Annotated in this window: 21 protein-coding genes and 3 tRNA genes; 13 read left to right on the forward strand and 11 right to left on the reverse strand. The window is 70.6% G+C overall.

Annotated elements, in window-relative coordinates:
- Positions 1 to 166: 166 nt before the first annotated feature.
- Both IF46_RS0128090 and IF46_RS0128095 read left to right on the forward strand, forming a co-directional pair.
- The gene (locus IF46_RS0128090) at positions 167 to 1024 is read left to right on the forward strand and encodes a 3-hydroxyacyl-CoA dehydrogenase family protein (protein ID WP_030491407.1); all 858 of its coding nucleotides are present in this window, start codon (positions 167 to 169) and stop codon (positions 1022 to 1024) included.
- Entirely contained in the window at positions 1021 to 1764 is a 744-nt protein-coding gene (locus tag IF46_RS0128095) for an enoyl-CoA hydratase/isomerase family protein (RefSeq protein WP_030491408.1), read from the forward strand. The genes IF46_RS0128090 and IF46_RS0128095 overlap by 4 nt, the downstream gene beginning before the upstream one ends.
- 68 nt (positions 1765 to 1832) lie before the next feature.
- Here the strand turns inward: IF46_RS0128095 and IF46_RS0128100 are convergent, their stop codons facing one another.
- A complete protein-coding gene (locus IF46_RS0128100) occupies positions 1833 to 3176 on the reverse strand; it encodes an ABC transporter substrate-binding protein (RefSeq protein ID WP_030491409.1) in 1344 nt (447 codons plus the stop codon).
- A 156-nt stretch (positions 3177 to 3332) separates the two neighbouring features.
- On the opposite strand from IF46_RS0128100, the gene IF46_RS0128105 reads away from it, so the two are divergent.
- Entirely contained in the window at positions 3333 to 3722 is a 390-nt protein-coding gene (locus IF46_RS0128105; RefSeq protein WP_030491410.1) for a hypothetical protein, read from the forward strand.
- A gap of 57 nt (positions 3723 to 3779) precedes the next feature.
- Positions 3780 to 4487, forward strand: a complete 708-nt coding sequence (locus IF46_RS0128110; RefSeq protein WP_030491411.1) for a DUF2786 domain-containing protein — start codon at positions 3780 to 3782, stop codon at positions 4485 to 4487.
- A gap of 12 nt (positions 4488 to 4499) precedes the next feature.
- Here IF46_RS0128110 and IF46_RS0128115 read toward each other — a convergent pair whose 3' ends face one another.
- From IF46_RS0128115 to IF46_RS0128155, 9 genes are all read right to left on the reverse strand, one after another.
- Positions 4500 to 5027 (reverse strand): SRPBCC family protein, encoded by a 528-nt coding sequence (locus IF46_RS0128115; RefSeq protein ID WP_030491412.1) that lies wholly within the window; start codon positions 5025 to 5027, stop codon positions 4500 to 4502.
- Between the two features lie 196 nt (positions 5028 to 5223).
- Positions 5224 to 5297: transfer RNA gene (locus tag IF46_RS0128120), tRNA-Phe, on the reverse strand.
- 99 nt (positions 5298 to 5396) lie between these two features.
- Positions 5397 to 5470, reverse strand: a tRNA-Asp gene (locus tag IF46_RS0128125).
- Between the two features lie 74 nt (positions 5471 to 5544).
- Positions 5545 to 5617: transfer RNA gene (locus IF46_RS0128130), tRNA-Glu, on the reverse strand.
- Positions 5618 to 5760: 143 nt separating this feature from the next.
- Positions 5761 to 6540, reverse strand: a complete 780-nt coding sequence (locus IF46_RS0128135) for a polysaccharide deacetylase family protein (RefSeq protein ID WP_030491413.1) — start codon at positions 6538 to 6540, stop codon at positions 5761 to 5763.
- A 75-nt stretch (positions 6541 to 6615) separates the two neighbouring features.
- Complete coding sequence (locus IF46_RS0128140; RefSeq protein WP_030491414.1) at positions 6616 to 7563, reverse strand: MerR family transcriptional regulator; 948 nt, start codon at positions 7561 to 7563, stop codon at positions 6616 to 6618.
- Positions 7553 to 8173, reverse strand: coding sequence for an isopentenyl-diphosphate Delta-isomerase (gene idi / locus IF46_RS0128145; protein WP_030491415.1), 621 nt, complete (start codon positions 8171 to 8173; stop codon positions 7553 to 7555). Before idi ends, IF46_RS0128140 begins: the two co-directional genes overlap by 11 nt.
- The gene (crtI, locus tag IF46_RS0128150) at positions 8170 to 9651 is read right to left on the reverse strand and encodes a phytoene desaturase family protein (RefSeq protein WP_030491416.1); all 1482 of its coding nucleotides are present in this window, start codon (positions 9649 to 9651) and stop codon (positions 8170 to 8172) included. Before crtI ends, idi begins: the two co-directional genes overlap by 4 nt.
- Positions 9652 to 9679: 28 nt before the next feature.
- The gene (locus IF46_RS0128155; protein ID WP_030491417.1) at positions 9680 to 10822 is read right to left on the reverse strand and encodes a polyprenyl synthetase family protein; all 1143 of its coding nucleotides are present in this window, start codon (positions 10820 to 10822) and stop codon (positions 9680 to 9682) included.
- A gap of 64 nt (positions 10823 to 10886) precedes the next feature.
- Here IF46_RS0128155 and IF46_RS0128160 point away from each other — a divergent pair, with 64 nt between their 5' ends.
- Both IF46_RS0128160 and IF46_RS0128165 read left to right on the forward strand, forming a co-directional pair.
- Positions 10887 to 11810 carry a phytoene/squalene synthase family protein gene (locus IF46_RS0128160; protein WP_030491418.1) on the forward strand — a complete coding sequence of 308 codons (924 nt, stop codon included), beginning with the start codon at positions 10887 to 10889 and terminating at the stop codon, positions 11808 to 11810.
- On the forward strand, positions 11807 to 13132 hold the full coding sequence (locus IF46_RS0128165) for a cryptochrome/photolyase family protein (RefSeq protein WP_030491419.1): 1326 nt from the start codon (positions 11807 to 11809) through the stop codon (positions 13130 to 13132). The genes IF46_RS0128160 and IF46_RS0128165 overlap by 4 nt, the downstream gene beginning before the upstream one ends.
- A 5-nt stretch (positions 13133 to 13137) precedes the next feature.
- Here IF46_RS0128165 and IF46_RS0128170 read toward each other — a convergent pair whose 3' ends face one another.
- Positions 13138 to 14214, reverse strand: coding sequence for a serine hydrolase domain-containing protein (locus tag IF46_RS0128170; protein ID WP_030491420.1), 1077 nt, complete (start codon positions 14212 to 14214; stop codon positions 13138 to 13140).
- Positions 14215 to 14305: 91 nt separating this feature from the next.
- Between IF46_RS0128170 and IF46_RS0128175 the strand changes: the two genes are divergently transcribed.
- From IF46_RS0128175 to IF46_RS0128205, 7 genes are all read left to right on the forward strand, one after another.
- Positions 14306 to 15781 carry a dihydrolipoyl dehydrogenase family protein gene (locus tag IF46_RS0128175; RefSeq protein ID WP_030491421.1) on the forward strand — a complete coding sequence of 492 codons (1476 nt, stop codon included), beginning with the start codon at positions 14306 to 14308 and terminating at the stop codon, positions 15779 to 15781.
- 519 nt (positions 15782 to 16300) lie between these two features.
- On the forward strand, positions 16301 to 17305 hold the full coding sequence (locus IF46_RS0128180; protein WP_030491422.1) for a LacI family DNA-binding transcriptional regulator: 1005 nt from the start codon (positions 16301 to 16303) through the stop codon (positions 17303 to 17305).
- A 332-nt stretch (positions 17306 to 17637) separates the two neighbouring features.
- Positions 17638 to 19017 (forward strand): ABC transporter substrate-binding protein, encoded by a 1380-nt coding sequence (locus IF46_RS0128185; protein ID WP_030491423.1) that lies wholly within the window; start codon positions 17638 to 17640, stop codon positions 19015 to 19017.
- Between the two features lie 85 nt (positions 19018 to 19102).
- Positions 19103 to 20059, forward strand: a complete 957-nt coding sequence (locus tag IF46_RS0128190; protein WP_030491424.1) for a carbohydrate ABC transporter permease — start codon at positions 19103 to 19105, stop codon at positions 20057 to 20059.
- A gap of 11 nt (positions 20060 to 20070) precedes the next feature.
- Positions 20071 to 20958: a carbohydrate ABC transporter permease gene (locus IF46_RS0128195; protein WP_030491425.1), complete on the forward strand. Its 888-nt coding sequence runs from the start codon at positions 20071 to 20073 to the stop codon at positions 20956 to 20958.
- A gap of 140 nt (positions 20959 to 21098) precedes the next feature.
- Complete coding sequence (locus IF46_RS0128200) at positions 21099 to 22706, forward strand: glycoside hydrolase family 13 protein (RefSeq protein ID WP_232234196.1); 1608 nt, start codon at positions 21099 to 21101, stop codon at positions 22704 to 22706.
- A 136-nt stretch (positions 22707 to 22842) separates the two neighbouring features.
- Positions 22843 to 24813, forward strand: a 1971-nt coding sequence (locus IF46_RS0128205; protein WP_036393528.1) for a glycosyl hydrolase family 28-related protein, incomplete at its 3' end; no start/stop codon positions are given.

A 24813-nucleotide genomic window follows, 5' to 3' on the forward strand; every position in this document is an offset into this window, starting at 1 on the left:
CCTTCCCTTGGTTGACGGGCCGTCATTACCCGATCCGGCGCTCCCCCACGCATGGGCCGGGTCGTCGCGCTGTCTAGGGTCGCACCATGAGCGAGCGGATCGGGCGGGACACCCGGCTTGGTGCGGCGGCGACCCCGCGCGCCGGCGGGCGGGACAGGGAGGCGTGATGAGCGAACGTTTCGTGGTCGTCGGTGCCGGCACGATGGGGCTTGGCATCGCGTACGTGGCGGCCGACGCCGGGCACGCCGTCGAGTTGGTCGAGGTGGACCCCGAGCGGGGCGCTGCCGCGCTGAACCGGCTCGCCGAGCTGTGGGAGCGGGCGGTGCAGCGCGGGAAGTTGAGCGCCGACGAGGCCGCCGCGAACCGGCAGCGGGTGACGCTGCGCCCCACCCTCGCCGAGGTCGCACCCGCCCCCGAGGTGATCGTGGAGGCGGTACCGGAGCGCCTCGACCTGAAGCGCGCGGTGCTGCGCGACGCCGCCGCGCTGCGCCCGGCCCTGCTGGGCAGCAACACCTCCAGCATCGCCATCGGTGCTCTGGCCGCCGAGCTGGACGCCCCCGAACGCTTCGTCGGCCTGCACTTCTTCAACCCGGTCTGGGCGATGGCGCTGCTGGAGATCGTGGTCGGCCCGGCCACCGCCGAGGAGACCACCGCCGCGGCAGTCGCGCTCGCCGGCCGGCTGGGCAAGGACCCCGTCGTCGTACGCGACATGCCCGGCTTCGCCACCTCCCGGCTCGGGGTCACCCTGGGGTTGGAGGCGATCCGGATGGTCGCCGACGGGGTGGCCAGTCCGGCGGACATCGACAAGGCCATGGTGCTGGGCTACCGGCACCCGATCGGGCCGTTGGAGCTCACCGACCTGGTCGGCCTCGACGTGCGGCTGGACATCGCCCGCACTCTTCAGGCCGCGTACGGGGACCGCTTCGCGCCGCCGCCGCTGCTGCAGGAGTTGGTGGCCGCAGGGCGGCTGGGCAAGAAGTCCGGGCACGGTTTCTACCGGTGGGAAGGCGGTGTGAAGCAGTGAGCGGGCTGCGGATCGAGGAGCGGTCGGACCGGCTGGTGGTCACCCTGGACCGTCCGGAGAAGCGCAACGCCATCGACGCCGACCTGATCGCCGAGCTGCACCAGGTCTGCGCCGAGTTGGAGGCACGTCCGCGCCTCCTGCTGCTGACCGGTGGCGCGGCGGGCATCTTCGCCGGTGGCGCCGACATCGGTCAGCTCCGGGAGCGCGGTCGCACGGACGCCCTCGCCGCGATCAACTCTGCCGCCTTCGCGCGCATCCGGGCGCTGCCGATGCCGACAGTGGCCGCCGTCGACGGCCCGGCGTTGGGCGGTGGCGCGGAGCTGGCGTACGCCTGCGATCTGCGGGTGTGCACGGCGCGGGCGGTCTTCGGCCAGCCGGAGGTGCGGTTGGGCATCCTGGCCGGCGCTGGCGCGACCCACCGGCTGCCCGCCTTGATCGGCGAGGGCCGGGCCAAGGAGCTGCTCTTCACCGGCCGGCGGGTGGACGCCGCGGAGGCGCTGCGGATCGGCCTGGTGAACCGGGTGGTGGACGAGCCCGACGAGCTGCTGCCGGTGGCCCACGCGCTGCTGGACGAGATCGCCCTGGGCTCGCCGCTGGCGGTGCGGCTGACCAAGCTGGCGGTGGACGCCCCCGCCGCCGCACACCCGCACCTCGACCTGGTCAGCCAGGCGGTGCTCTTCGAGGACGACGAGAAACAGCGGCGGATGACCGAGTTCCTGGAGCGCCGCCGGGCGCGGTGACATCCGTGGAAGCGAAACGGCCGCACCGGCGGGATGCCGGTGCGGCCGTTTGAGGTCTGCGGTCATGCTCAGTTCCGGAACTGCACCCCGGAGTCGGCCATCCCGCGGATCACCTGTGCGGACTCGCTGAAGCCGATGATCAGCACAGCGTCGGCGCCGAACTCCTTGATCTCCTTCGCGCCGCCGGTGAAGTCGACCGGGGGTGCCTTGGCGTCGGCCGGCGGCTCGTAGGTCATCAGCTTGAGGCGCTCGCCGGGGATGCCGGCCTTCTCCAGCTCGTCGCGGACGGTGGCCTGGAGGCCCTCACCGTAGGAGTCCTTGCGGGCGACGATGACGATCTTCTGTGATCCGTCGCGGAGGATCACGTCGGCCAGCGCCCGGCCCTGGAGGCTGTCCGGCGGGGCGGTGCGGAAGTAGAGGCCGCCGTCCTCCACGTCGGTCAGGCCGGCGTCGGTGTTGGACGGCGAGAAGAGGATCTTCCCGGCCTGCACCACGTCCGGCAGCACCGCCCGCGAGATGCCCGAGCCGCCGGCACCGATGATCACGCTGACGTCGTCCGTCACGTGCCTGGCCACGGTCGCCTTGGCCACCGCCGGGTTGGTGCCGTCGTCGCCATCCAGCCAGGTCACCGGCTTGCCCAGCGCACCGCCAGCGGCGTTCACCTCCCTGATGCCCAGCGCGGCACCGGCCGCCATCGACGGGTAGGCGATCGACAGGTCACCGGTCTTCGGCAGTAGGCCGCCAAGGATCAGCGGCTTCTGGTTGGTGCTCCCACCCGGGCGCTGCTTCTTCGGCTTCGGCGGAGTCTTGGTGCTCGCCGCCGACTCGATGCCAGCCCCGACGAACTCGGTCTTGCCATCGTTGATCTGCTGCCCGTCGAAGGTCAGCGTGGCGTAGCTCGCGGTGGCCGGCTCACCCTTGTCCGTGAAACCCGCCCGGGTCAGCGACACACTGCGGTACTCGATGTCCTGCCCGTTGCGGGCCAACGTGAGACAGCTGGCCGGGTCCTCACAGCGCTGCCCACCGTTTGTCACACCGACGATCTGCTTCGCGATGTCGGCAGGGTTGGTGCTCCCGGCCAACTGGGCGGCGAGCGCGGCGATCACCACCGCGTCGTAGGACTCGGCGGCATAGAGATAATCCGTCAGCGCCGGATTGACGGCCCGTAGCCGGCCCTTGAAGTCGTCTGGCAGCGGAACGAGGGGCGTGGTGCCCTTCATCCCGTCGACGAGACTCGCCCGTTCCTTCAACTCCGCAGGATAGGAGTTGAGCATGTTGCCGTCCGTGCCGTAGAGGCGCACCTGTTGGGCGCTTGCCTCATCGGGCTTGTCATCCCCGCAGGCGCTTGTGGCGAGCAGGATCGTCGCGCAGGCAGCCAGTGAGGCCACCCGCGAGCGGCGTGATAAGAGCATGGTCGTCCTTCCTCCGGCGAAGGTCCGCTGCGCACATTAGCGTGCCGGAGCCGCTGGCGGGACCGTGGAGGTGGCGCAATGCGCAGGTAGCTCGCGTTGAACACGGACAGTGATGGTTGTCGAGGGGTCTTGACCGTCCCTCCTACTGTGCGCTGCGTGACGGACCTACCACAGCAGACGTTCGACGACGCCGCCGCCGTGCTCAGCTCGGCGCTCAACGGGGATGGAGACGCGGTGGTGGGAGCATTCGACGCGGTCGTCGACCGGGCCGGCCTGAGCGGCGCGTACGGGGTGGCCTGGTGCCTCGCCGCGACGATGCTCGGGGACGCGCCAGCGGCCAGCGGGGCGGCGCTCGACTTCCCGGGGATCGATCAGGCCGGGTACGACACCCGCTGGGTGGCCCGCTTCGTCAGCGCGTACGCCAATCGTGACAATCCGACCGGTGAGGCGTTGTTCGGCGCCGCGGCGGCCGATGGGCAGCTCCCCGAGTGCCTGCTCACGCTCGCTGGTTCGACGATCGCCACCCTGCGCAGCCGCGCCGGGTGAGGTGCCACACGGGCCGGTCAGGCGTTCTTGTCCGGCCGGTGTGATAGCTCTGTAGGCATGTCCGAGGCCATGCTCAGCAAGGTGCGCAAGCTGCTGGCTCAGGCCGAGGATCCGGCCTGCACGCCGGCCGAGTCGGCCGCCTTCACCGCCAAGGCGACCGAGTTGATCGCCCGCTACGGCGTGGACCGGGCGCTGCTCGCCGCCCGGGATCCGACCACCGACCCGGTCGGCGATCGAGTGCTGGACGTCGTCGCCCCGTACGCCCGCGACAAGGTCGGCCTGCTCGCCGCCGTGGCCGAGCCGCTGCGCTGCCGCTGCGTACGCCGTCGGCAGGGCAACGGCTTCGCCCTGCACCTATTCGGGTTCGCCAGTGACCTGGAACGGGTCGACCTGCTCTTCACCTCGCTGCTCGTGCAGGCGGCGCACGGCCTGGCCGCCACCGAGGTCCCCTCGGACGACCACCCCGCCGCCTTCCGCCGCTCCTGGTTGGCGGGCTTCGCTGAGGTGATCGGAGGCCGGCTCTGGGCGGCCGAGGCGGCGGCGGCCAGCGAGCCGGGGACGCCGTCGATGGCGCTGGTGCTTGCCGACCGGTCCGACCGGGTGCAGCGACGGCTCACCGAGGAGTACCCGCGGCTGCGCACCGCACCGCCCCGCCGACTGGGCGGCACCGGCTTCGGCTCGGGGGCGGAGGCCGGCCAACGCGCCGACCTGGGTGGTCGGGGGGACCTCAGCGGGGCGGCTGCCAATCGGCGGCTCGGCCGGTGACCGGGTGGGGAGTCAGGCCGCGGTGGTGGGGCGGTGGCGCGACACCGTGGCGACGTAGCGGGTGAGCAGCTCGTGCCAACCAGCGGTGAGCGCCTTGCGGTAACCCTCGGCAGCCTCGCCATGTCGGTCGAAGTGCCGGTGCTCCAGCTCGACCCGGGTGCGTTCCGGCCCCTCGGAGTGGAACAGCACCTCGACCTCGCTCGCGCGAGCCGGGTCCGGCACCGGCGCCCGGTCGGGGCCGATCTGCCAGACGAAGACGAGCCGGCGGGGCGGATCCCAGGTGAGCACCCGGCCCCAGTCGGCGCGGAAGCCGTACGGGCCCAGTTCGTAGAGCATGCCGCCGGCTCGCGGCTCCATGCCCAGCTCGGCCAGGGCATCCGGGCCGGACCAGGTGTATTCGGTGACCCACCACTCGGTCAGCTGATCGGTGAAGACCGCGAAGGCCTGCTCGGCGGAGCCCGGGACGAGGAGGCTGCACCGGAGAGAGAACTGGTCGACGTCCTGCCGGATGTCGGCCGGATCAGTCAATTCCTGTCCCATAGGCCCGGACCATACCGGCTGATGCCCGGGTGTGCAGCTTCGCGCGGTGCCCGGTTCCGGACAGAGGGTCGCCGATTCGTCACGGACGGGCGACCCTTCTCGGATCTTGGGGGTGCCGGTGCGAAGGCCGGAAACAGCAAGATCCCCACCTGCGTTTCCGCTGGTGGGGACCTCTGTAGCCCGGCGAAAGGCTATGTGGCCAGGGGCGGGGTCGAACCGCCGACCTTCCGATTTTCAGTCGGACGCTCGTACCAACTGAGCTACCTGGCCGTGTCGCTCGGCTCATGCTACCCGGCAACCGGACGAACCGGCGGCAGGGTGACCTGCTCCGATACGCAGAACGCCGCGCGATGCGCGGCGTCAGCGCTGCGGTCCTGACGGGACTTGAACCCGCGACCTCCGCCTTGACAGGGCGGCGAGCACTCCAACTGCTCCACAGGACCTAGCTTGTGTTGCTCCGGCTTGCGCCGGTAGTGCCTCCGGCGTGAGCCGGCCGTGCTCCGGCTTGCGCCGGTCGTGCCCCCAACGGGATTCGAACCCGTGCTACCGCCTTGAAAGGGCGGCGTCCTGGGCCGCTAGACGATGAGGGCGGCCCCGCCATCATTGCACACTCGCAACTTCAAGCGGACTTGCTCCCATCCGGCCCCGCCGGAGGCTTCGAAAGCATACGTGATGCTCGGGCGGTCGACAAAATCGGTATCGGATCAGGGTTAAGCCGCAGGTCAGAGCGGGTCTACTGGAGTCGGGTGATGCCGAAGCGCCGCTTCAGGTCGGAGATCACCTGGGGGCATGCGGCGAGCGTCGCGGCCCGATTTCCGCCCCCGTCGTGCAGGAGGACGATGGCACCGGGGCGGGTGGCGGTGTGGATTCGCTTGCCGATCGTGGCCGCGCTCGGCTTGTCCCAGTCCTGTGGGTCGACCGACCAGTGCAGCGGGCGCATGCCGAGGTCCTTCGCCACCGCGATCACCTCCGGCGTCCACCGGCCGCCCGGCTGCCGGTAGAACGACACCTTCGTGCCGGGAGCCGCCTTACGGATGGCCTTGTTGGTGCGGTCCAGGTCGGCCCGGATCTCGGCGACCGGTCGGCGGGCCAGATCGAGGTCGTGCCGCCAGCTGTGGTTGCAGAGCTGGTGTCCCTCCCGGACGATCCGTCGGATCAACTCCGGGTGGCGCTGCGCCTCGCGACCGACGACGCAGAAGGTTGCGGTCACCTTGGCGGCCCGTAGTTGGTCGAGCACCTTGGGTGTCCAGGCCGGGTTGGGTCCGTCGTCGAACGTCAGGGCCACCGGGCGTACGCCGGTGTTGCGCCCGAGGCCGGCGGGGAGCTTGGCCGGCAGCGGCCGCAGTGGCGGCTTGGCCGGCTTGGTGCTGGGGTGCGGTGACGGGGTGGGGGGTGTGGTCGATTGCACCGGCTTGACAGCGCCGGCGGGTGCGATGGTGCGGTCCGGTTGGGCACAACCGGACAAGACCAGCGCCATGGCGAGGACGGGCGCCAGGACAGCGCGGGCTTGCATGTGCTCGCTCCCGGAGGGTCGGGGTCGGCGGACCCGCCCGACGGTAGTTCACGCTGCCGACCGGCGACAGTGCGATCAATCACGACTCGACTGGTCCAGAGAGTCGCGGACGGCGGCGGAGAGCGAGACCGCCTCGGCCAGGTCGACCGGCCGCACCACCCCGGCGGGCAGCGTGTCCGCGCGCCAGCCGGGGCCGGCGGCGAGCACCAGCAACGGGCGGCGGGGCGCTGCGAGCAGCGCGCTGAGCTGGGCCGGGTCGGCGGTGGCCCGGGTGTGCGACCAGAGCACCACGGCGGCCGGGCCGGTCCGGTTCACCGCCTCGACGAGAGCGGGCACCGGCATCCGAGCGCCGAGCATCCGGTAGCTGACACCGGCCTCCGCGAGCGCTGCGGCCAACGCCTCCAGCGGCAGGGTGTGCTGCTCCTCGTCGGCGCAGGAGAGCAGGATCCGGGCCGGCCCGGTAGGGACCTTGGCCCGACTGGCCGCCGCGAGAGCCTCCGAGACGCAGCGGGACACCAGGTGTTCCACCTCGATCAGACCGGCGGTGGCGGCGTGCCGTTCGCCGATTCCGGCGAGCACCGGCCGCAGCAGGCCATCCCAGGTGGCGACGACCCCGCCAGCGGCCAGGGCGTGCGCGATCGTCTCGCTGATCGCCGCCGCGTCCAGGCGCATGGCGGCGCGGGCCAACCCGCGGGCTGCTGGGCCGGCACGGCCGACCGGGATGGTGCCGCCGCCGCCGTCCCTGCCGGTCGGGTGGATCCGGGCCGGGGCGAGGGTGCCGTTGGGCACTGGATCCGGTGCCTGGCGGGCCCAGCGGGCCGCCTCGGCGGGGCTCACCCCCTCGGCGGTGAGCCGTCGCATGATCTCCAGACGGGCCAGATCGGTCGGTGTGTACCGGCGGTGGTGACCGGGGACGTGTTCACTGGGCCCGAGCCCGTAGCGCTGGTGCCAGGTGCGCAGGGTCGTCACCGCGACTCCCAACCGCCGTGCGACCGCGCCCGCGCTCAGCGCCTCATCGACCACCCGACCGCTCCGCCGTGTCATCCGCCGACGATTCGGGCGGTGTCATGGCCGGGCCGGTTGTGCCCGACCCGGACCCCGAGGGGTGCAGCAGCCGGTTCACCACCCCACCCAGCCAGGGCGCGTACGACCGGGGGTCGCGGTCCAACTCGGCCTCCAACGCGGTGGGATCGGCCCACCGCAGCTCGGCCACCTCGTCCGGGTCCGGTAGTAGCGGTGCGCTGGGCCGGAATTCGCCCCGCAGCACGTGGTCGTACTCGAATTCGACCCGACCGGTCGCCGGGTCCTCGGCGTAGTAGACGTAGACGCCGACCTCGGTCAGCTCGACCGGGCCCGCCCCCAACTCCTCGCCCAGCCGGCGGTTGGCCGCCTCGGCGAGCGACTCTCCCGGTCGGGGGTGGCCGCAGCAGGAGTTGGCCCAGCGCAGCGGGAATCGGGTCTTGACGGCGGCTCGACGTTGGAGCAGCACCTGGCCGTCCGGGTCCACCAGCAACACCGAGAAGGCCCGATGCAGCTGCCCCGGGGGTTGGTGTGCGGCCGCGACGGTCGTCTCACCGTGCGCCTTGCCGGTCTCGTCGACGAGTTCGACGAGGTGTACCTCACGGGTGCTCATCGGCCTTCCCCGGTGATTCGGCCGGCGGCGAGCTTGCCGGAGATGAGCACCATCGGTACGCCGACCCCGGGTTGGGTTCCGGAGCCGACGAACACCACGTTCGACAGGTTGCGGTGCAGGTTCGACGGGCGGAACGGGCCGGTCTGGAAGAGGGTGTGCGCGGCGGCGAACGGGGTGCCGGCGGCCATCCCCTGCTCCTCCCACTCGGCGGGGGTGATCGCCCGGAGCACCTCGACCCCGGCGCCGAAGCCGACGTAACCGCGCTCCTCCAGGGTGCCGATCAGTCGGTCGGTGTAGCGCTGGGTCAGGTCTCCGCGCCACTCGAAGGGCGCCCGGTGCAGGTTGGGCACCGGGGCGAGCACGTAGTAGGTGTGCCGGTCCGGTGGGGCCACCGTCGGGTCGGTCCGGCTCGGGTTGGTCACCAGCAGCGACGGATCGGTCATCAGCTCACCCCGCCGGATGACCTCATCGAAGGTGCCCTTCCACGCGCGTCCGAAATGGATGTTGTGATGGGCGATCTTCGCATAGCCCTGTCGGGAGCCGACGTGCAGAACGACGCAGGACGGCGAGTAGGTGAGCCGGCGCTGCGGCGCGGCGGGGAGCAGGTCCCGGTAGGCGACCGGCAGGTCGGGGTTGAGCACCACCACGTCCGCCGGCACCAGTTCGCCGTCGGCGGTGAGCACGCCGGTGGCGCGGCCGTTCGCGGTCTCCACCCGGGTCACCGTGGTGTCGTACCGGATCTGCACGCCGTGCTTCTCAGCCGCGCCGGCCATCGCCTTGGAGACCGCGTGGATGCCGCCGCGCGGGAAGTAGACCCCGGCCACCGAGTCGAGGTACGCGATGACCGCGTAGATGGCCAGCGCGTCGTGCGGCGCGAGGCCGGCGTACATCGCCTGGAAGGAGAAGATCCGCTGGGTACGCGGGTCGCGGAAGAACTGGTTGATCTTCGTCTGGAGGCGTCGGAAGGCCCCGCCGGTGAGCAGCTTGAGCAGGTTGCCGGTGATCAGGTCGGTCGGCGCGTCCAGGTTGCGCTCGATGAAGTCGGTCCGCTCCAGACGCCACAACTCCCGCGCGTACTCGACGAAACGCAGATAGCCGTCCGCCTCGCGGGGCCCGCAGACCCGGGAGATCTCGGCCGCCATCCGGGTGGTGTCGGTGAGCACGTCGAGGGTCGAGCCGTCCGGGTAGTACGCCCGGTAGGCAGGGTCGAGCGGGGTCAGGTCCAGCCAGTCGTGCAGCTCCTCACCGACCGCGCCGAGCGCCTCGGCGATCAGGTCGGGCATGGTGAGCACGGTCGGGCCGGTGTCGAACTCGTAGCCGTCCACGCCGAGCCGTCCGGCCCGACCGCCGGGCACCGGCTCACGCTCCAGTACGGTCACCTGCCGGCCACTGCCCGCCAGGTGCAGCGCGCAGGCGAGCCCGCCCAGCCCGGCCCCGACGACCACCACCCGGTCCGTCCGTCCCGTCACCGTCCGCACGTGACCACCTCCTCGCTTGAGTCGCTCATCAGGCCCGCCGGTTGGCAGCGGCGGTGGCCAGCCCGGTCAGCGCGGTACGCGCCGTCTCGTTGACGGGCGCCGCGTCGAGCGCGGTCAACGCGTCGCTCACCCGCTCGGCGATCATCTCCTCCAACCGGGTCACCGCGCCGGTCTCGGCGACCAGCCCGGCGAGTTCGTCGACCGGGCCGTCGGCGGCCCGGTCCAACGCCGCGAGCTGGGCCGGCGTGGCAAGCTCACGGGCCAGCATGAGCAGCGTGGTCGGCTTGCCGGTGCGGAGGTCGTCACCGGCCGGCTTGCCGGTGGCCGCCGGGTCGCCGTAGACCCCGAGCAGGTCGTCGCGGAGCTGGAACGCTTCGCCGACCGCCAGGCCATAGCGGGTGTACGCGGGAATGAGCGCATCGTCGGCGGGCACCCCGGCGAGGCGGGCCCCGAAGAGGAGTGGTCGCTGGACGGTGTAGCTGGCGGTCTTGTAGCGGGCCACCCGCAGCGCCCGGTCGACCGACCAGCTGGCCGGGTCGTTCTCGCCGAGCACGTCGAGGTATTGCCCGGCGACCGTCTCCACCCGCATCTGGTCGTAGCAGCGCCGAACCTCGAAGAGTCGATCCGACGGCACCGTTGCGTGGGCCAGCAGCTGATCGGCCCAGACCATGCAGAGGTCGCCGATGAGCACGGCGGCGGCCTCGCCGAACCGGCCGGGATCACCTCGGTGGTTCGCGGCGATGTGCTGTTCGGCGAGGGCGACGTGTGCGGTGGGTCGGCCACGGCGGGTGGTGGACGCGTCCATCACGTCGTCGTGCACAAGCGCGAAGGTGTGCAGCAACTCCAGCGCGGCCAGCGCGGGCAGGACGGGTGGCAGCGCTGCGGTGGCGCCCACCGCCCCGCGCCAACCCCAGTAGGCGAACGTGGACCGGATCCGCTTGCCGCCGGTGAGGACGACCTCCCGCGCGGTGGCGGCGAAGGCGCCCATCGATGGGTCGATCTCGTTGAGGGAGTCGACCTCGGCGCTGAGGAAGGTGGTCAGGGTCTCGTCGACCGCCGTGACCAGGTCGTGGGTGTATGCGGCCAGAACGGCGCGGACCGGATCGTCCCCGTCCCCCGGCCCTGCCGGCGCCACGCGGGTCACGTTGCCCGCAACTGCGTCGTTGGCCATGCGGCTGAGCGTACCCTAGGCTACGAGTTGCGTCGATTGGTGCGTCGATAATGGAGGAGGGCCGGTGGAAACTGATCTCACCGCTGCCTATGACCGGTGCCGTGAGCTGCACAAACGTCACGGCCGCACCTACTATCTCGCTACCCGCCTGCTCCCCGCTTGGAAACGACGACATGTGCACGCCCTCTACGGGTTCACCCGGTACGCGGACGAGATCGTCGACCGCACTGAGGACCTGCCGCCGGCCGAGCGGGCCGCTCGGCTGGACCACTGGGCCAGCCAGTTCGTGGCCGGTCTGCACGGTGCGCCAGTCGACGACCCACTGTTGCCGGCCGTGCTGCACACGATCGCCGTCTTCGATCTCGACCGGGACGACTTTGCGTCGTTTTTGAAGAGCATGGCGATGGACCTGACCGTCACCGCGTACCCGACCTACGACCACCTGCTCGACTACATGGAGGGCTCGGCGGCGGTCATCGGCACCATGATGCTGCCGATCCTGGGCAGCTCCGACCCGGCGGCGGCACGGGAGCCGGCCCGGCAACTCGGCTTCGCCTTCCAGCTCACCAACTTCATCCGGGACGTCGCCGAGGATCTCGACCGGGGCCGCACCTACCTGCCGGACGAGGACATGGCGAAGTTCGGGGTCACCCGCGAGGAGTTGGCCGAGGCGCGTGCCCGGGGCCGCGGTACGCCCCGGATCCGCGAGCTGATCGAGTACGAGGTGACCCGCGCCCAGGCGCACTACGCCGCCGCCGCACCGGGTGTCACGATGCTGGCGCCCGCCTCGCAGGCCTGCATGCGCACCGCGTACGCGCTCTACGGCGGCATCCTCGACGAGGTGGCCGCGCAGGACTACGACGTCTTCGTTCGGCGGGCCCTGGTGCCACAGCGGCGACGGATGGCGGTGGCCGCGCGTGCCCTGCTCAGCTCGACCGGTACGCCGGTCGTCATCCCCGGGCCGACCACCCACCCGGAGGGCCGGTGACCGCGAGCACGGCGATCGTGCTTCTCACCCGCGACCTGCGGGTGCACGACCACCCGGCGCTGGCCACCACCTGTGCGGCCTTCGACCGGGTGGTGCCGTTGTTCGTGCTCGACCCGGCGCTGGCCGACCTGTCCGCCAACCGCACCCGCTTTCTGCACCAGGCCCTCGCCGACCTGCGCACTCAGCTCCGCGAACGCGGCGGTGACCTGGTGGTGCGACACGGCGACCCGGTGGCCGAGACGATCCGGCTGGCCGCCGAGGTCGGCGCGACCGCCGTCGCGCTCTCCGCCGACGTCAGTCACCACGCCAGCCGCCGGGAGCGGCGACTGCGCGCCGAGTGCGAGCGGCACCGACTGCACCTGCGCCTGTTTCCCGGGCTGACCGTGGTCGAGCCGGGTGCGCTGCGACCCGGCGGCGGCGGTGACCACTACCGGGTGTTCAGCCCGTACCACCGGGCCTGGGCGGCCAACCGGTGGCGCGAGGAGTTGGCCGCGCCGCGCCGGATCGCCCTGCCCGACGGGGTACGCGTGGGCCGGCTGCCGGCGCTGCCCGCCGGAGACTCGCCCGACGCGGCAAGCGGCGGTGAGCGGCTCGCCCGGCAGCGGCTCACCGCCTGGCTGCCCGACCTGACCCGGTACGGCGATCAGCACGACGACATGGCCGGCGACGACACCTCCCGGCTCAGCCCGTACCTGCGCTTCGGCTGTGTGTCACCGCTGGCGGTGGCGAACCGCGCCGGGGACCGGTCCGGCCCGTTCGTCCGGCAGCTCTGCTGGCGGGACTTCTACTACCAGGTCACCGCCGCCTTCCCGGACATCTCGACCAGGGCGTACCGGCGGGGTGCCACCGAGCAGTGGCGCTACGACGACGACGCGTTGGCGGCCTGGACCGAGGGACAGACCGGGATGCCGATCGTCGACGCCGGGATGCGGCAGCTGCGGGCGCAGGGCTGGATGCACAACCGGGCCCGGCTGATCACCGCCGGCTACCTGACCAAGCACCTCGGGCAGGACTGGCGGTCCGGGGTGCCGGTCTTCTTCCACTGGCTGCTCGACGGGGACGTGGCGAACAACTCCGGCAACTGGCAGTGGGTCGCCGGCACCGGCAACGACACGAAGCCCTACCGGGGGTTCAACCCGGTCCGGCAGGCCGAGCGGTACGACCCGGCCGGCGACTACGTGCGCCGGTGGGTGCCGGAGCTGGCCGGGGTGCACGGCAAGGCGGTGCACCAGCCGTGGCGACTGCCGGACCAGCTCCGCCGCACCCTGGACTACCCGCCACCGCTCTCGGTGCCCGGCACCGACCCGGTCTGGCTGCGCTGACCCGCTCAGAGCACCGAGTGCAACGCCTCGACCAGCTCGTCCACCCGGTCGTGCTCGGCGAGGTGCGCCGTGGCGTACGCGAAGGTGTAACCGCGCTCGGGGTCGGCCCACGCGCTGCTGCCGCCGAGCCCGCCCATGCCCCAGCTGCCGTCCGGCTCCCACAGCATGCCCAGCGTCCACTGGGTGTCGCGTTCCAACACCAGGTCCGGCCCGTCGTACTGAACCCGGGTCGCCTCCGCGATCAGCTCGGGGCTGACCAGTCGGACGCCGTCCAGGACACCACCGGCCAACAGCCCGGCGTAGAGCCGGGCCAGGCTGGACGCGGTGGCGTGCAAATTGACCGCGGGCACCTCGGAGCCTCGCCACAGCGGGCTGTTCAGCACGGCCAGGTCCTGCCCACCGGCCGGGTTGCCCATTGAGCGGGCCCGCAGCGAGCCCGGCTCACCGAGCACCCGGGTCGGCCACCCCGGGTCGCCGTACCGCAGGTCCGCGCAGCGCCGCTGGTCCGCCTCGGCCAGCCCGAAGCCGAGGTCGAGGTGCCACCGGTCGGCGATCTCCTCGGCCAGGAACCGGCCCACCGACCGTCCGTCGACCCGGCGGACCAGCTCGCCCACCAGGTGCCCGTACGTCCAGGCGTGTTCTCCGGCGACCGAGCCCGGCGACCACTCGGGGTCGGCGGCGGCCAGGTCGCCGGTGAGCAGCGCCCAGTCGGCGACCGCGGTGGCCGGTCGGGGCACCGGGAAGGCCGGCAGCCCGGCGGTGTGCGACAACACCTGACGCACGGTGGCGGAAGTGCGGAACTCCGGCCAGTACCGGTCCACGGCAGCGTCGAGATCGACCTTCTCCCGGTCGACGAGCAGCAACAGGCAGAGCGCGGCCACCGGCTTGCCGACCGAGTAGACGTTCACAAGCGTGTCCGGCCGCCACGGCTCGCCGCCCGGCCCGTCGCCGCTGCGCGAGCCGCCGATCAGGTCCACGACTGGCTGCCCGTCGTACCAGATGGTCAGGCTGGCGCCGGTCTCCCGGCCGGCGGCGAGCAGGTCGTGGAAGCAGTCCCGGACCGGAGCGAAGCGTGCGTGCATCCGGCCACGGTAAGCGTCCGAGCCGGTGAGCGGGTCGGCTTTTCCGCCGACCCCGGTGGCCGGGGTGGTGTCGCTGGGGGATGCTGTTTCAGTGGCGGAGCCGGAGCTGGTGGATGTGGTCGTGGTCGGGCTCGGGGTCGGCGGCGAGGAGGTGGCCAAACGCCTCGCCGAGGCCGGCCTCAGCGTCGTCGGCGTCGAACGGGATCTCGTCGGCGGGGAGTGCCCCTACTGGGGCTGCATCCCGAGCAAGATGATGATCAGAGCGGCCAACGCCCTCGCCGAGGCTCGCCGGGTCGACGGGCTCGCCGGGACGGCGCAGGTCCAGCCGGACTGGGCGCCGGTGGCCAAGCGGATCCGCGAGGAAGCCACCGACACCTGGGACGACGCGGTCGCGGCGGACCGATTCATCGGCAAGGGTGGGCGGCTCGTGCGGGGCAGCGGCCGGCTCGACGGTCCGCGCCGGGTCCGCGTCGGTGACCAGGTGTTCGAGGCCCGACACGGGGTCGTGCTGGGCACCGGCACCCGCCCGTCGGTGCCGCCGATCGACGGTCTGGCCGACACGCCGTACTGGACCAACCACCAGGCGATCGAGGTCGAGGAGCTGCCGGAGTCGCTGCTCGTGCTCGGCGGCGGCGCGATCGGCCTGGAGTTGGCGCAGGTCTTCGCCCGCTTCGGGGTCCGGGTCACCGTGGTCGAGGCGCTCGACCGGGTGCTGGCCGTGGAGGAGCCCGAGGCGTCCGAGGTCGCCGCGGCGGCGCTGCGCGCCGACGGCGTCCAGATCCACACCGGGGTACGCGCCGAACGGGTCGAGCACGACGGGACCAGGTTCACCCTGCGTGGTGGCGGCGGTGCCGAGTTCACCGCCGATCGGCTGCTGGTGGTGACCGGGCGCAAGGCCCACCTGACCGAGTTGGGGCTGGACACGATCGGTCTGGACGCCAGTCAGCGCTACCTGCCGGTCGACGACCGTCTGCGCGTCACCGACCACGTCTGGGCGGTCGGTGACCTGACCGGCGAGGGCGCCTTCACGCACATCGCCATGTACCAGGCGGGGATCGTGATCGCCGACATCCTGGCCCGCGCTCGGAAGGCGAAGGCGGGGGCGGACGCCAGCGGGACCTCCAGCGTGGTCGGCGGGGCGATGGGCGCGTCCAGTTCGCTGGCGACCAGCGGATCGAGCGGGTCGGCCGGCACCGTTCCGCGAGCCGACTACCGCGCGCTGCCCCGGGTGACCTTCACCGATCCCGAGGTCGGCGCGGTCGGGCTCACCGAGCAGCAGGCCCGCGAGCGCGGCATCAACGTGCAGGTCGGTTTCACCAAACTCGGCAGCTCCACCCGGGGCTGGATCCACCAGGTCGGCGACGACGGTTTCATCAAGCTCGTCGCGGACGCCGACCAGGGTGTGCTGATCGGTGCGACCTCGGTCGGCCCGGCTGGCGGCGAGGTGCTCTCCGCACTGGTGGTGGCGGTGCACGCGGCGGTTCCGCTGAGTCAGCTCCGGCACATGATCTACGCGTACCCGACCTTCCACCGGGCCATCGAAGACGCCCTACGCAACCTGTCCTGACCTGGGCCACCCGAGGCCACCACGTCCCGCGCGTGGCGGTGTCCCGCGCGTGGCGGCTTGATCCACTCGTGTTTCAGGAAGTCGCGGTATCCGGGGCGCTGGGACACCGCGATATCACTGAAACCGAGTCGATCATGCCCGCCTGGATCGGGTCGGCCGAGCCGGGTCGCCAGATATCGGGCAAATCGTGCCGCCGGCTGGGCCTCGCGGGGTAGGGGAGAGCTTGGTGCGGCTGGCCGTCGTTGGCGCGCGGACTTCGGTGCGCGGGGTGACCGGACGCCTGCGCTCGGGTGCGGGACTTCAGGGTTCGGGTGGTCGGACGCCAGCGCTTGCCTGGTCGAACGCTCGCGCTCGTGTGGCCGGACGCCGACAAGAGTGGACTTCGGCGTTCGGTGTTGCGGGTCGTCGCGGTCGGAGGGGGCGGAATGGTCGGCGGTGGGAAGAATGCAGTGGCCGAACAGCAAACGGCAAGCAATTTGCTGTTCATTTCTTTCATTCAGGTGACGTACGATTGCGACCGTGACCAAGCGGTTGACTGAAGTTGCCAAGAAGGCGGGCGTCAGCGAGGCCACCGTCAGCCGGGTGCTCAACGGCCGCGACGGTGTCTCCGAGGCGACCCGGACGGCCGTGCTGACGGCGCTGGACGTGCTCGGTTACGAGCGGCCCACCAAGCTGCGTGGCGAACGCGCCCGGCTGGTCGGGCTGGTGTTGCCCGAGTTGCAGAACCCGATCTTCCCGGCGCTGGCCGAGGTGGTCACCGGGACTCTCGCCCAGCGCGGCTACACCCCGGCGCTCTGTGCCCGGACCATTGGCGGCGTCTCCGAAATGGACTACGTGGAGATGCTCCTCGACCACCAGGTCTCCGGGGTGATCTTCGCCGGTGGCTCGTACGCGCTCGCCGACGCTCGACACGACCACTACCGTCGGCTGACCGATCGGGGGCTTCCGGTCGTGCTTGTCAACGCGGGTGTGGACGAGTTGGGGTTTCCCCGGGTCTCCACCGACGACGCGGTGGCGGTGGAGCAGGCGTACGGGCACCTGCGCTCGCTCGGGCACGAACGGATCGGGATGGTGCTCGGGCCGGAGGGGCATGTGCCGTCGCGGCGCAAGCTCGACGCGATGATCCAGGCGGCGGGCTGGGGCGAGGCCGACGCCGAGTGCGTCGAGCGGTCCAGCTTCTCGATGGAGGGGGCACGGGTCGCCGCCACGAAGTTGGTCGAGCGGGGCGTCACCGGCATCATCTGCGCCAGCGACGTCCTGGCGCTGGGCACGATCCGCGCGGCCCGGCGGTTGGGTCGTTCGGTGCCGGCGGACGTGTCGGTGGTGGGTTTCGACGACTCCGCGTTCATGACGTGCACCGATCCGCCGTTGACCACGGTGCGGCAGCCGATCGAGACGATGGGGCAGGCCGCCGTGGATCTGTTGGTCACCCAGATCGAGGGTGCCGGCGTACTCCAGGACGAGCTGCTGTTCGAGCCGGAGTTGGTGGTGCGGGGCTCGACCGCCCCCGCCCCTCGCCGTTAGGCACGTACCGAACGACGCTTCGGCCGTCGACCGCTTCTCGCGGTCGGCGGCCGTTTTCGTCGTTGCTGGAAACGATCAACATCGACCGGGCCGAATGACCGGCCATAAGGGACCAATAGCTGGCAAACCGGGCTGCTTTCACAGGCTTGCCAACATCTGTCGTCATCACGTCGTGTCCTTTCGGAACGAGGTCGATACCTTGCCGAAATGAGTCGGCCTCGTTACAGTGACTCCACTCACACCTGGCTCCGACGCAGCTACTGGGCGTCAGGTCGTATCACCGCAGATCAGCGAAGGTCATTGGAGACACCCGTTCCCGAAGGGATGGACAGATGTCCGTACCGCAATACCGAAAGGCTGCGGCGGTTGCGCTCGTGGCCGGCCTGGGGCTCAGCCTCACGGCGTGCTCCACGAAGAGCGACGACAAGGGCTCGACCGCAGGCGGCAAGGTCACCATCACTGTCGACTGCCAGCCGGTCGGCGCTCAGAAAGAGCTGCTGAAGAACTGGAACGACGACGTCGCCGAGTTCCAGAAGCAGAACCCGGACATCACCATCAAGAGCGTCAGCGTCGGCGAGCAGTGCAACAACCCGCCGGACTTCACCGCCCGCCTCGCCGGCGGCACCGTGACGGACGTGTTCTACGGGTACATGACCGATCTGGCGCAGGTGCTCGACTCCGGTCAGGCGATGGACATCAGCCAGCACGTCAACAAGGACGCGATCTCGACCTGGGACAGCGTCGACCCGGCGCTCAAGGAGGTCTTCACCGACGGCGGCAAGCTCTACGCCGTGCCGGTGAAGAACTACTCGATGGGCCTGGTCTACAACAAGGTCCTGTTCCAGCAGGCCGGGCTTGACGTCAACAACCCGCCCAAGACCTGGGCCGAGGTCCGGGCCGCGGCCAAGAAGATCTCCGCGCTCGGCAACGGCATCGCCGGCTACTCGGAGTACAGCGCCGGCAACACCGGCGGCTGGCACTTCACCTCCCTGCTCTACTCGCAGGGCGGCCAGGTGCTCACGGCCGACGGCAAGAAGGCCGACTTCAACAACGCCATGGGCAAGCAGGTCCTGCAGAACCTCAAGGACATGCGGTACGGCGACAACAGCATGGGTGCCCGTCAGCTGCTCCAGTGGGGCGACCTGCTGACCAACGCCGGCGCGGGCAAGGTCGGCATGTTCATCGGCGCCCCGGACGCCACCCAGGCGATCGTCAGCCAGTTCCAGGGCAAGTTCCAGGACTGGGCGATGGCTCCGCTGCCCGGCCAGGATGGTGCGGCGAAGGGGACGCTCGGTGGCGGCGAGGGCTACTTCTTCAAGAAGGACCTCACTCCCGAGCAGGTCAAGGCCGGTCTCAAGTGGATCGCGTACCAGAAGCTGACCCCGGGCAAGGGCCAGTTCGACTACGTCCGGGCCAAGCCGCAGAACTACCCGGTGGGTCTGCCCCAGCCGCTGCTCTTCGCCAACGGCAGTGACGCGCAGAAGCAGGAGCTGGAGCTGCGCAAGGCGAACGCGAACGTCGACACCGCGAACTTCGCGCTCTTCGAGGCGACCCCGGTGCCGATCAAGGGTGAGCCGCGCAACGCACAGGCCATCTACGCGGTGCTCGACGCCGCGATGTCCGGTGTGCTGACCAACCCGAACTCGAACATCGACGCGCTGCTCAAGACCGCTGAGGAGAAGGTCAACCAGCTCCTCGCCGCCGAGAGCTGAGGAGATCGTGTGGGGGCCGGGACGCCGACCCGGCCCCCACATCCGCACCGCATCGTCGACGTCACTGACTCACCCAGGAGTTGCCTTGACGATCACCACTGTCCCGGAGACCCCCAGGAAGCCGGGCCGCCCGCCGTCGCCGTACTCGGCGAGGCCGCAGCGCACCAGCCTCGGCCGTAAGGTACGGGACAACCTCACCGGTCACGCGTTCCTGATCGGGGCGGTGCTCTGCTTCGTCGTCTTCTCCTGGTACCCGATGATCCGCGGCATCGTGATGAGCTTCCAGCGCACCCGGCGCGGCGAGACCACCTGGGTTGGCTGGGACAACTACTCCCGGATCATCGCCGACCCCAGCTTCTGGACGGCCTGGCAGAACACGTTCTACTTCACGGTGCTCGCGCTCGCCCTCGGTTACGTGGTGCCGTTCTTCGTGGCGGTGCTGCTCAACGAGTTCCGCCACGCCAAGGGGTACCTGCGGATCCTGGTCTACCTGCCGGTGATGCTGCCGCCGGCCTCCGCGCTGTTCCTCTTCAAGTTCTACGCGTACGACCCCAGCGAGGCGGGGCTCTTCAACGCGATCCTCAAGGCGCTGCACCTGCCCACCTCGCAGTGGATGCAGTCGCCCGAGATGACGATGCCGGCGATGGTGGTCGCGTCCACCTGGATGAACATGGGCGGCGCGGTGCTCATCTACCTGGCGTCGTTGCAGAATATCCCGGGCGAGCTGTACGAGGCCGCCGAGCTGGACGGGGCTGGGATCTGGCGGCGGATCGTGCACGTGACGATCCCGCAGACCCGGCTGATCCTGGCGCTCATGGCGATGCTGCAGATCGTCGCCACGATGCAGCTCTTCATCGAGCCGCTGATCCTCGCCAACGGCGCCGGCGCGGAGGACTCCGCGACCTCGGTGGCGTACCTCATCTATCAGCACGGGTTCTTCCAGAACGACCTCAACGGCGCCGCCGCCCTGGGCGTGATCATGCTCGTGGTGCTGGCCGGCTTCTCCGCCGTGTACGTGCGGCTGACTGCGAAACAGGACTAGGACGGCGAGGAATGGCACAGGACTCCGGAACCCGGACCCTCATCTCCCATGCCCAGCTCAGTCGGGGGCGCGGCCGGGTCATCTACTGGACGCTGCTGATCGTCGTGGTGGCGGGCTTCACGCTTGTCTTCCTCGGGCCGCTCTACTGGATGGTCACCGGCGCGCTCAAGTCCGGCCAGGAGATCGCGCAGACCCCGCCGTCGCTGTTCCCGAAGGATCCGCAGCCGCAGAACTACATCGACGCGTGGAACAACCTGGCCCTCGCCAAGCTGCTGTTCAACACCTTCTACTACGCGATCGGCGCGGTGCTGTTCCAACTGGTCTTCGACACCGCGGCCGCGTACTCGTTGTCCAAGCTTCGGCCGATCTTCGGCAACGCGATCCTCGCCCTGATGCTGGGGACGCTGATGATCCCGGCGATGGTCCTCATCGTGCCGCAGTACGTGACCGTGATCGACCTGCCGATCGTGCACATCAACCTGCTGGACTCACCGTTCGCCATCTGGCTGCCCCTGGTCGCCAACGCGTTCAACATCTTCCTGTTGAAGCGGTTCTTCGACTCGATCCCCGAGGAGCTGATGGCCGCCGCCCTCATGGACGGGGCGACGTCGCTGCGTACGCTCTGGTCGATCATCCTGCCGCTGTCGCGTCCCATCCTCGGCGTCGTCTCGATCTTCGCCGTGACGGCGGTGTGGAAGGACTTCCTCTGGCCGAAGCTGGTCATGCCCTCGCCCGAGACCCGGACGGTAAGCGTCGGCATCTACGCCTTCGCCGGTGGCACCCCGATGAACGTGGTGATCGCCGCGTCGGTCATCGCCGCGATCCCAACCGTCATCATCTTCCTGATCTTCCAACGCAACATCATGTCCGGTCTGACCACGGGCAGCATCAAGGGATAGCCACCACCGCATCCCGACCCGCGGCGAACAACGACCGTTCGCCCGACACATAACCAGGTCCGGCGAACCCGCCGACGTACTGACGCAGAAAGCAGGTGCTCGTGTCCACAGCTGACAGAAGTCCGTGGTGGCGGGGAGCGGTGATCTACCAGGTGTATCCCCGGAGCTTCGCCGACGGCAACGGCGACGGCATCGGCGACATCGCTGGCATCCGGTCCCGGCTGAACCACCTGTCCGCGCTCGGCGTCGACGCGATCTGGTTCAGCCCTTGGTATCCCTCGCCGATGGCGGACGCCGGCTACGACGTCTCCGACTACCGCGACATCGACCCGGTCTTCGGCACGCTGGCCGAGGCCGAGGCGCTGATCGCCGAGGCGCACGAGCTGGGCATCCGGACGATCGTCGACGTGGTGCCGAACCACTGCTCCGACGCGCACCCCTGGTTCCAGGCCGCGCTCGCCGGCGGGCCCGGGGCGCCCGAACGCGACCTGTTCTGGTTCCGGCCCGGCCGAGGCCCGAACGGCGATGAGCGACCCACCGACTGGATCGGCGAGTTCGGCGGCGAGACCTGGACCCGCACCACAAACCCGGACGGCACCCCCGGCGACTGGTACCTGCACCTGTTCGCCCCGCAGCAGCCGGACTTCAACTGGGACCACCCCCGGGTGCGGGAAGAGTTCGAGGCCATCCTGCGGTTCTGGTTCGACCGGGGCGTGGACGGCATCCGGATCGACTCGGCCGGGCTCCTGGTCAAGGACGGCACGCTGCCCGAGGTCCAGCCCGATCGGCCGCACCCGTTCCACGACCTCGACGGGGTGCACGACATCTACCGGGGCTGGCGTCGGGTCGCCGACGAGTACGCCGACCGCGCGCTGATCGGTGAGGTGTGGCTGCCGGACCGGCAGCGGTTCGCCAACTACCTGCGCCCGGACGAGCTGCACGCCGCGTTCAACTTCGACTTCCTCGGCTGCGCGTGGGACGCCGCAGCGCTGCGCGAGAGCATCGACGGCACGCTGAGCGCGCACGCGCCGGTCAACGCGCCGGCCACCTGGGTGCTCTCGAACCACGACGTCACCCGACACGTCACCCGCTACGGTCGGGCCGACACCAGGTTCAGCTTCGCCGCCAAGCGCGAGGGCACCCCCACCGACCTGGAGCTGGGCACCCGCCGGGCCCGCGCCGCCGCGCTGCTCTCGCTGTCGCTGCCCGGCGCGGCCTACGTCTACCAGGGCGAGGAGCTGGGCCTCTACGAGGTCGAGGACATCCCGTACGCGCTGCGGCAGGACCCGATGTGGGAGCGGTCCGGTCGGATCGACCCCGGCCGGGACGGCTGCCGCGTACCGCTGCCGTGGGCCGGCGACGAGCCGCCCTTCGAGTTCAGCCCCGAGGGTGCCGCCGCGCCGTGGCTGCCGCAGCCGGCCGACTGGAAGGACCGGACGGCCACCGCTCAGACCGGCGACTCGGCCTCGATGCTGGAGCTGTACCGGGCCGCGATCCAGGCCCGAAAGGCCGACCCGGCGCTCGGCGACGGCGAGCTGACCTGGCTGCCCGCCCCGGACGGGGTGCTCGCGTTCAGCCGTGGCGGCGGCTTCACCTGCCTGGTAAACCTCTCCGCCGCACCGGTGCCGATGCCAGCTCAGGGGGAGTTGCTGCTGGCCAGCGGGCCACTCGACGACGGGTTGCTGCCGTCCGACACCGCCGTCTGGCTGCGTACCCCCGAATTGGCGGACGGGCCCGGCCTGACCTGACTCTGCTCGCCGTGGTGCCGGCGGCCCGTCCCGGCCGCCGGCACCACACCACCAAGAAGGGAGAACGAGGGGGACGCGCCACACCGCACCGACACGGGGGGACCTGGCCTGCCTGACGAAAGGGAGAGCGCAGCTCATGGCCAACCACACCACCGGCACCCCGCACCACCTTCGACACCCGACCCGGGCAGGGTTGGCCGCCATCGCCGCCACCCTGCTCGCCGCCACCTCGGTGACCGCCCTCGCGGTCACCGGCACCGCGACCCCGGCCTCGGCGGCGGGGCTGTCCCCCTTCGACATCCCCAATCGGGGCGCCACCGTTCCGTTCGTCGAGCAGGAGGCGGAGGAGACCGCCCACAACGGCACGAAGATCGGCCCGGACCGGCGCTACGGCACGTTGCCGTCCGAGGCGTCCGGTCGGGAGGCGGTCACCCTCGACGCCGTCGGCGAGTACGTCGAGTTCACCCTCACCGCTCCGGCCAACGCGGTGACCTTCCGCTACAGCCTGCCGGACAACTCGGCCGGCACCGGCCGGGACGCCGCCATCGACCTGCGGGCCAACGGGTCGCTGCTGAAGTCGGTCCCGGTGACGTCGAAGTACGGCTGGTACTACGGCGGATACCCGTTCAACAACAACCCGGGTGACACCAACCCGCACCACTTCTACGACGAGACCCGGGCCATGTTCGGCAGCACCCAGCCGGCCGGTACCAAGATCCGGTTCCAGGTCTCCTCGACCGCCCAGTCACCCTCGTTCACCATCGACCTGGCCGACTTCGAGCTGGTCGCCCCGGCGATCACGAAGCCCTCCGGTGTGCTCGACGTGGTCACGGACTTCGGGGCCGACCCGAGCGGCGCGACCGACTCGACCGCGAAGTTCCAGGCGGCGGTCGACGCCGGAAAGGCCCAGGGTCGGGCGGTCTGGATCCCGACCGGCACCTTCACCCTCTGGGATCACGTGGTGGTCGACGGGGTGACCCTGCGCGGCGCAGGTCCCTGGTATTCGGTGCTCGGCGGCCGGCACCCCACCGAGCGGCACCGGTCCGTCGGCATCTACGGCAAGTACGTCCCCGGTGGCGGCTACACCGGCCCGGTGCGCGCGCACGAGGCGAACGGGCCGAGCCGCAACGTCACCCTGCGGGACTTCGCCATCATCGGCGACATCCGCGAGCGGATCGACGACGACCAGGTCAATGCCCTGGGCGGGGCGATGACCAACTCGGTGGTCGACAACCTCTGGCTGGAGAACACAAAGGTCGGGGCGTGGATGGACGGCCCGATGGACAACTTCACCATCCGCAACAGCCGGATCCTGGACCAGACCGCGGACGGGGTGAACTTCCACACCGGCGTGACCAATTCGACGGTGACGAACACCTTCGTCCGCAACACCGGCGACGACGCGTTGGCGATGTGGGCGCAGAGCGTGCCGAACGTCAACAACTCCTTCACCCACAACACCATCGGGGTGACCCTGCTGGCGAACCACCTGGTCAGCTACGGCGGTCGGGACATCAAGATCACCGACAACGTGACGGCCGATTCGCTGTCCAACGGCGGCGGCATCCACGTCGCGAACCGCTACCCCGGCGTGCAGGGCGCCACCGGAGTCCAGGGCACCTGGACGATCGCCCGGAACACGTTGATCCGCAACGGCAACTCGGACTACAACTGGAACTTCGGTGTCGGGGCGATCTGGTTCTCCGCGCTCAACGAGGCGTTCCAGAACCCCACCATCAACATCACCGACACCGACATCCTGGACAGCTCCTACGCGGCGCTGCACTGGATCGAAGGCCAGACCAACGGGATCAACCTCACCAACGTACGCATCGATGGCGCTGGCACTTATGCGCTCCAGGTGCAGGCGAACAGTCAGGTGTCCTTCACCAACGTACGGGCCACCAACATCGCGCAGAGCAACCCGATCCACAACTGCGTCGGTGCCGGCTTCCAGATCACCCAGGGCTCCGGCAACTCCGGCTGGTACACCCCGACCCCGTACTGCGGCCCGTGGCCGAACCCGCAGTGGGGCGGCGGACCCACCAGCCCACCGCCGACCACCCCGCCCCCCACCACCCCGCCCCCGACCACCCCGCCTCCCACC

Source organism: Micromonospora chokoriensis, assembly GCF_000718555.1.
Lineage (GTDB): Bacteria > Actinomycetota > Actinomycetes > Mycobacteriales > Micromonosporaceae > Micromonospora > Micromonospora chokoriensis_B.

Excerpts from the sequence above, each read along its gene's own strand:
- IF46_RS0128090 (WP_030491407.1), top strand. The coding sequence starts at position 167 with ATGAGCGAACGTTTCGTGGTCGTCGGTGCCGGCACGATGGGGCTTGGC.
- IF46_RS0128100 (WP_030491409.1), bottom strand. The coding sequence starts at position 3,176 with ATGCTCTTATCACGCCGCTCGCGGGTGGCCTCACTGGCTGCCTGCGCG.
- IF46_RS0128110 (WP_030491411.1), top strand. The coding sequence starts at position 3,780 with ATGTCCGAGGCCATGCTCAGCAAGGTGCGCAAGCTGCTGGCTCAGGCC.
- IF46_RS0128115 (WP_030491412.1), bottom strand. The coding sequence starts at position 5,027 with ATGGGACAGGAATTGACTGATCCGGCCGACATCCGGCAGGACGTCGAC.
- IF46_RS0128135 (WP_030491413.1), bottom strand. The coding sequence starts at position 6,540 with ATGCAAGCCCGCGCTGTCCTGGCGCCCGTCCTCGCCATGGCGCTGGTC.
- idi (WP_030491415.1), bottom strand. The coding sequence starts at position 8,173 with ATGAGCACCCGTGAGGTACACCTCGTCGAACTCGTCGACGAGACCGGC.
- IF46_RS0128155 (WP_030491417.1), bottom strand. The coding sequence starts at position 10,822 with ATGGCCAACGACGCAGTTGCGGGCAACGTGACCCGCGTGGCGCCGGCA.
- IF46_RS0128170 (WP_030491420.1), bottom strand. The coding sequence starts at position 14,214 with ATGCACGCACGCTTCGCTCCGGTCCGGGACTGCTTCCACGACCTGCTC.
- IF46_RS0128185 (WP_030491423.1), top strand. The coding sequence starts at position 17,638 with ATGTCCGTACCGCAATACCGAAAGGCTGCGGCGGTTGCGCTCGTGGCC.
- IF46_RS0128195 (WP_030491425.1), top strand. The coding sequence starts at position 20,071 with ATGGCACAGGACTCCGGAACCCGGACCCTCATCTCCCATGCCCAGCTC.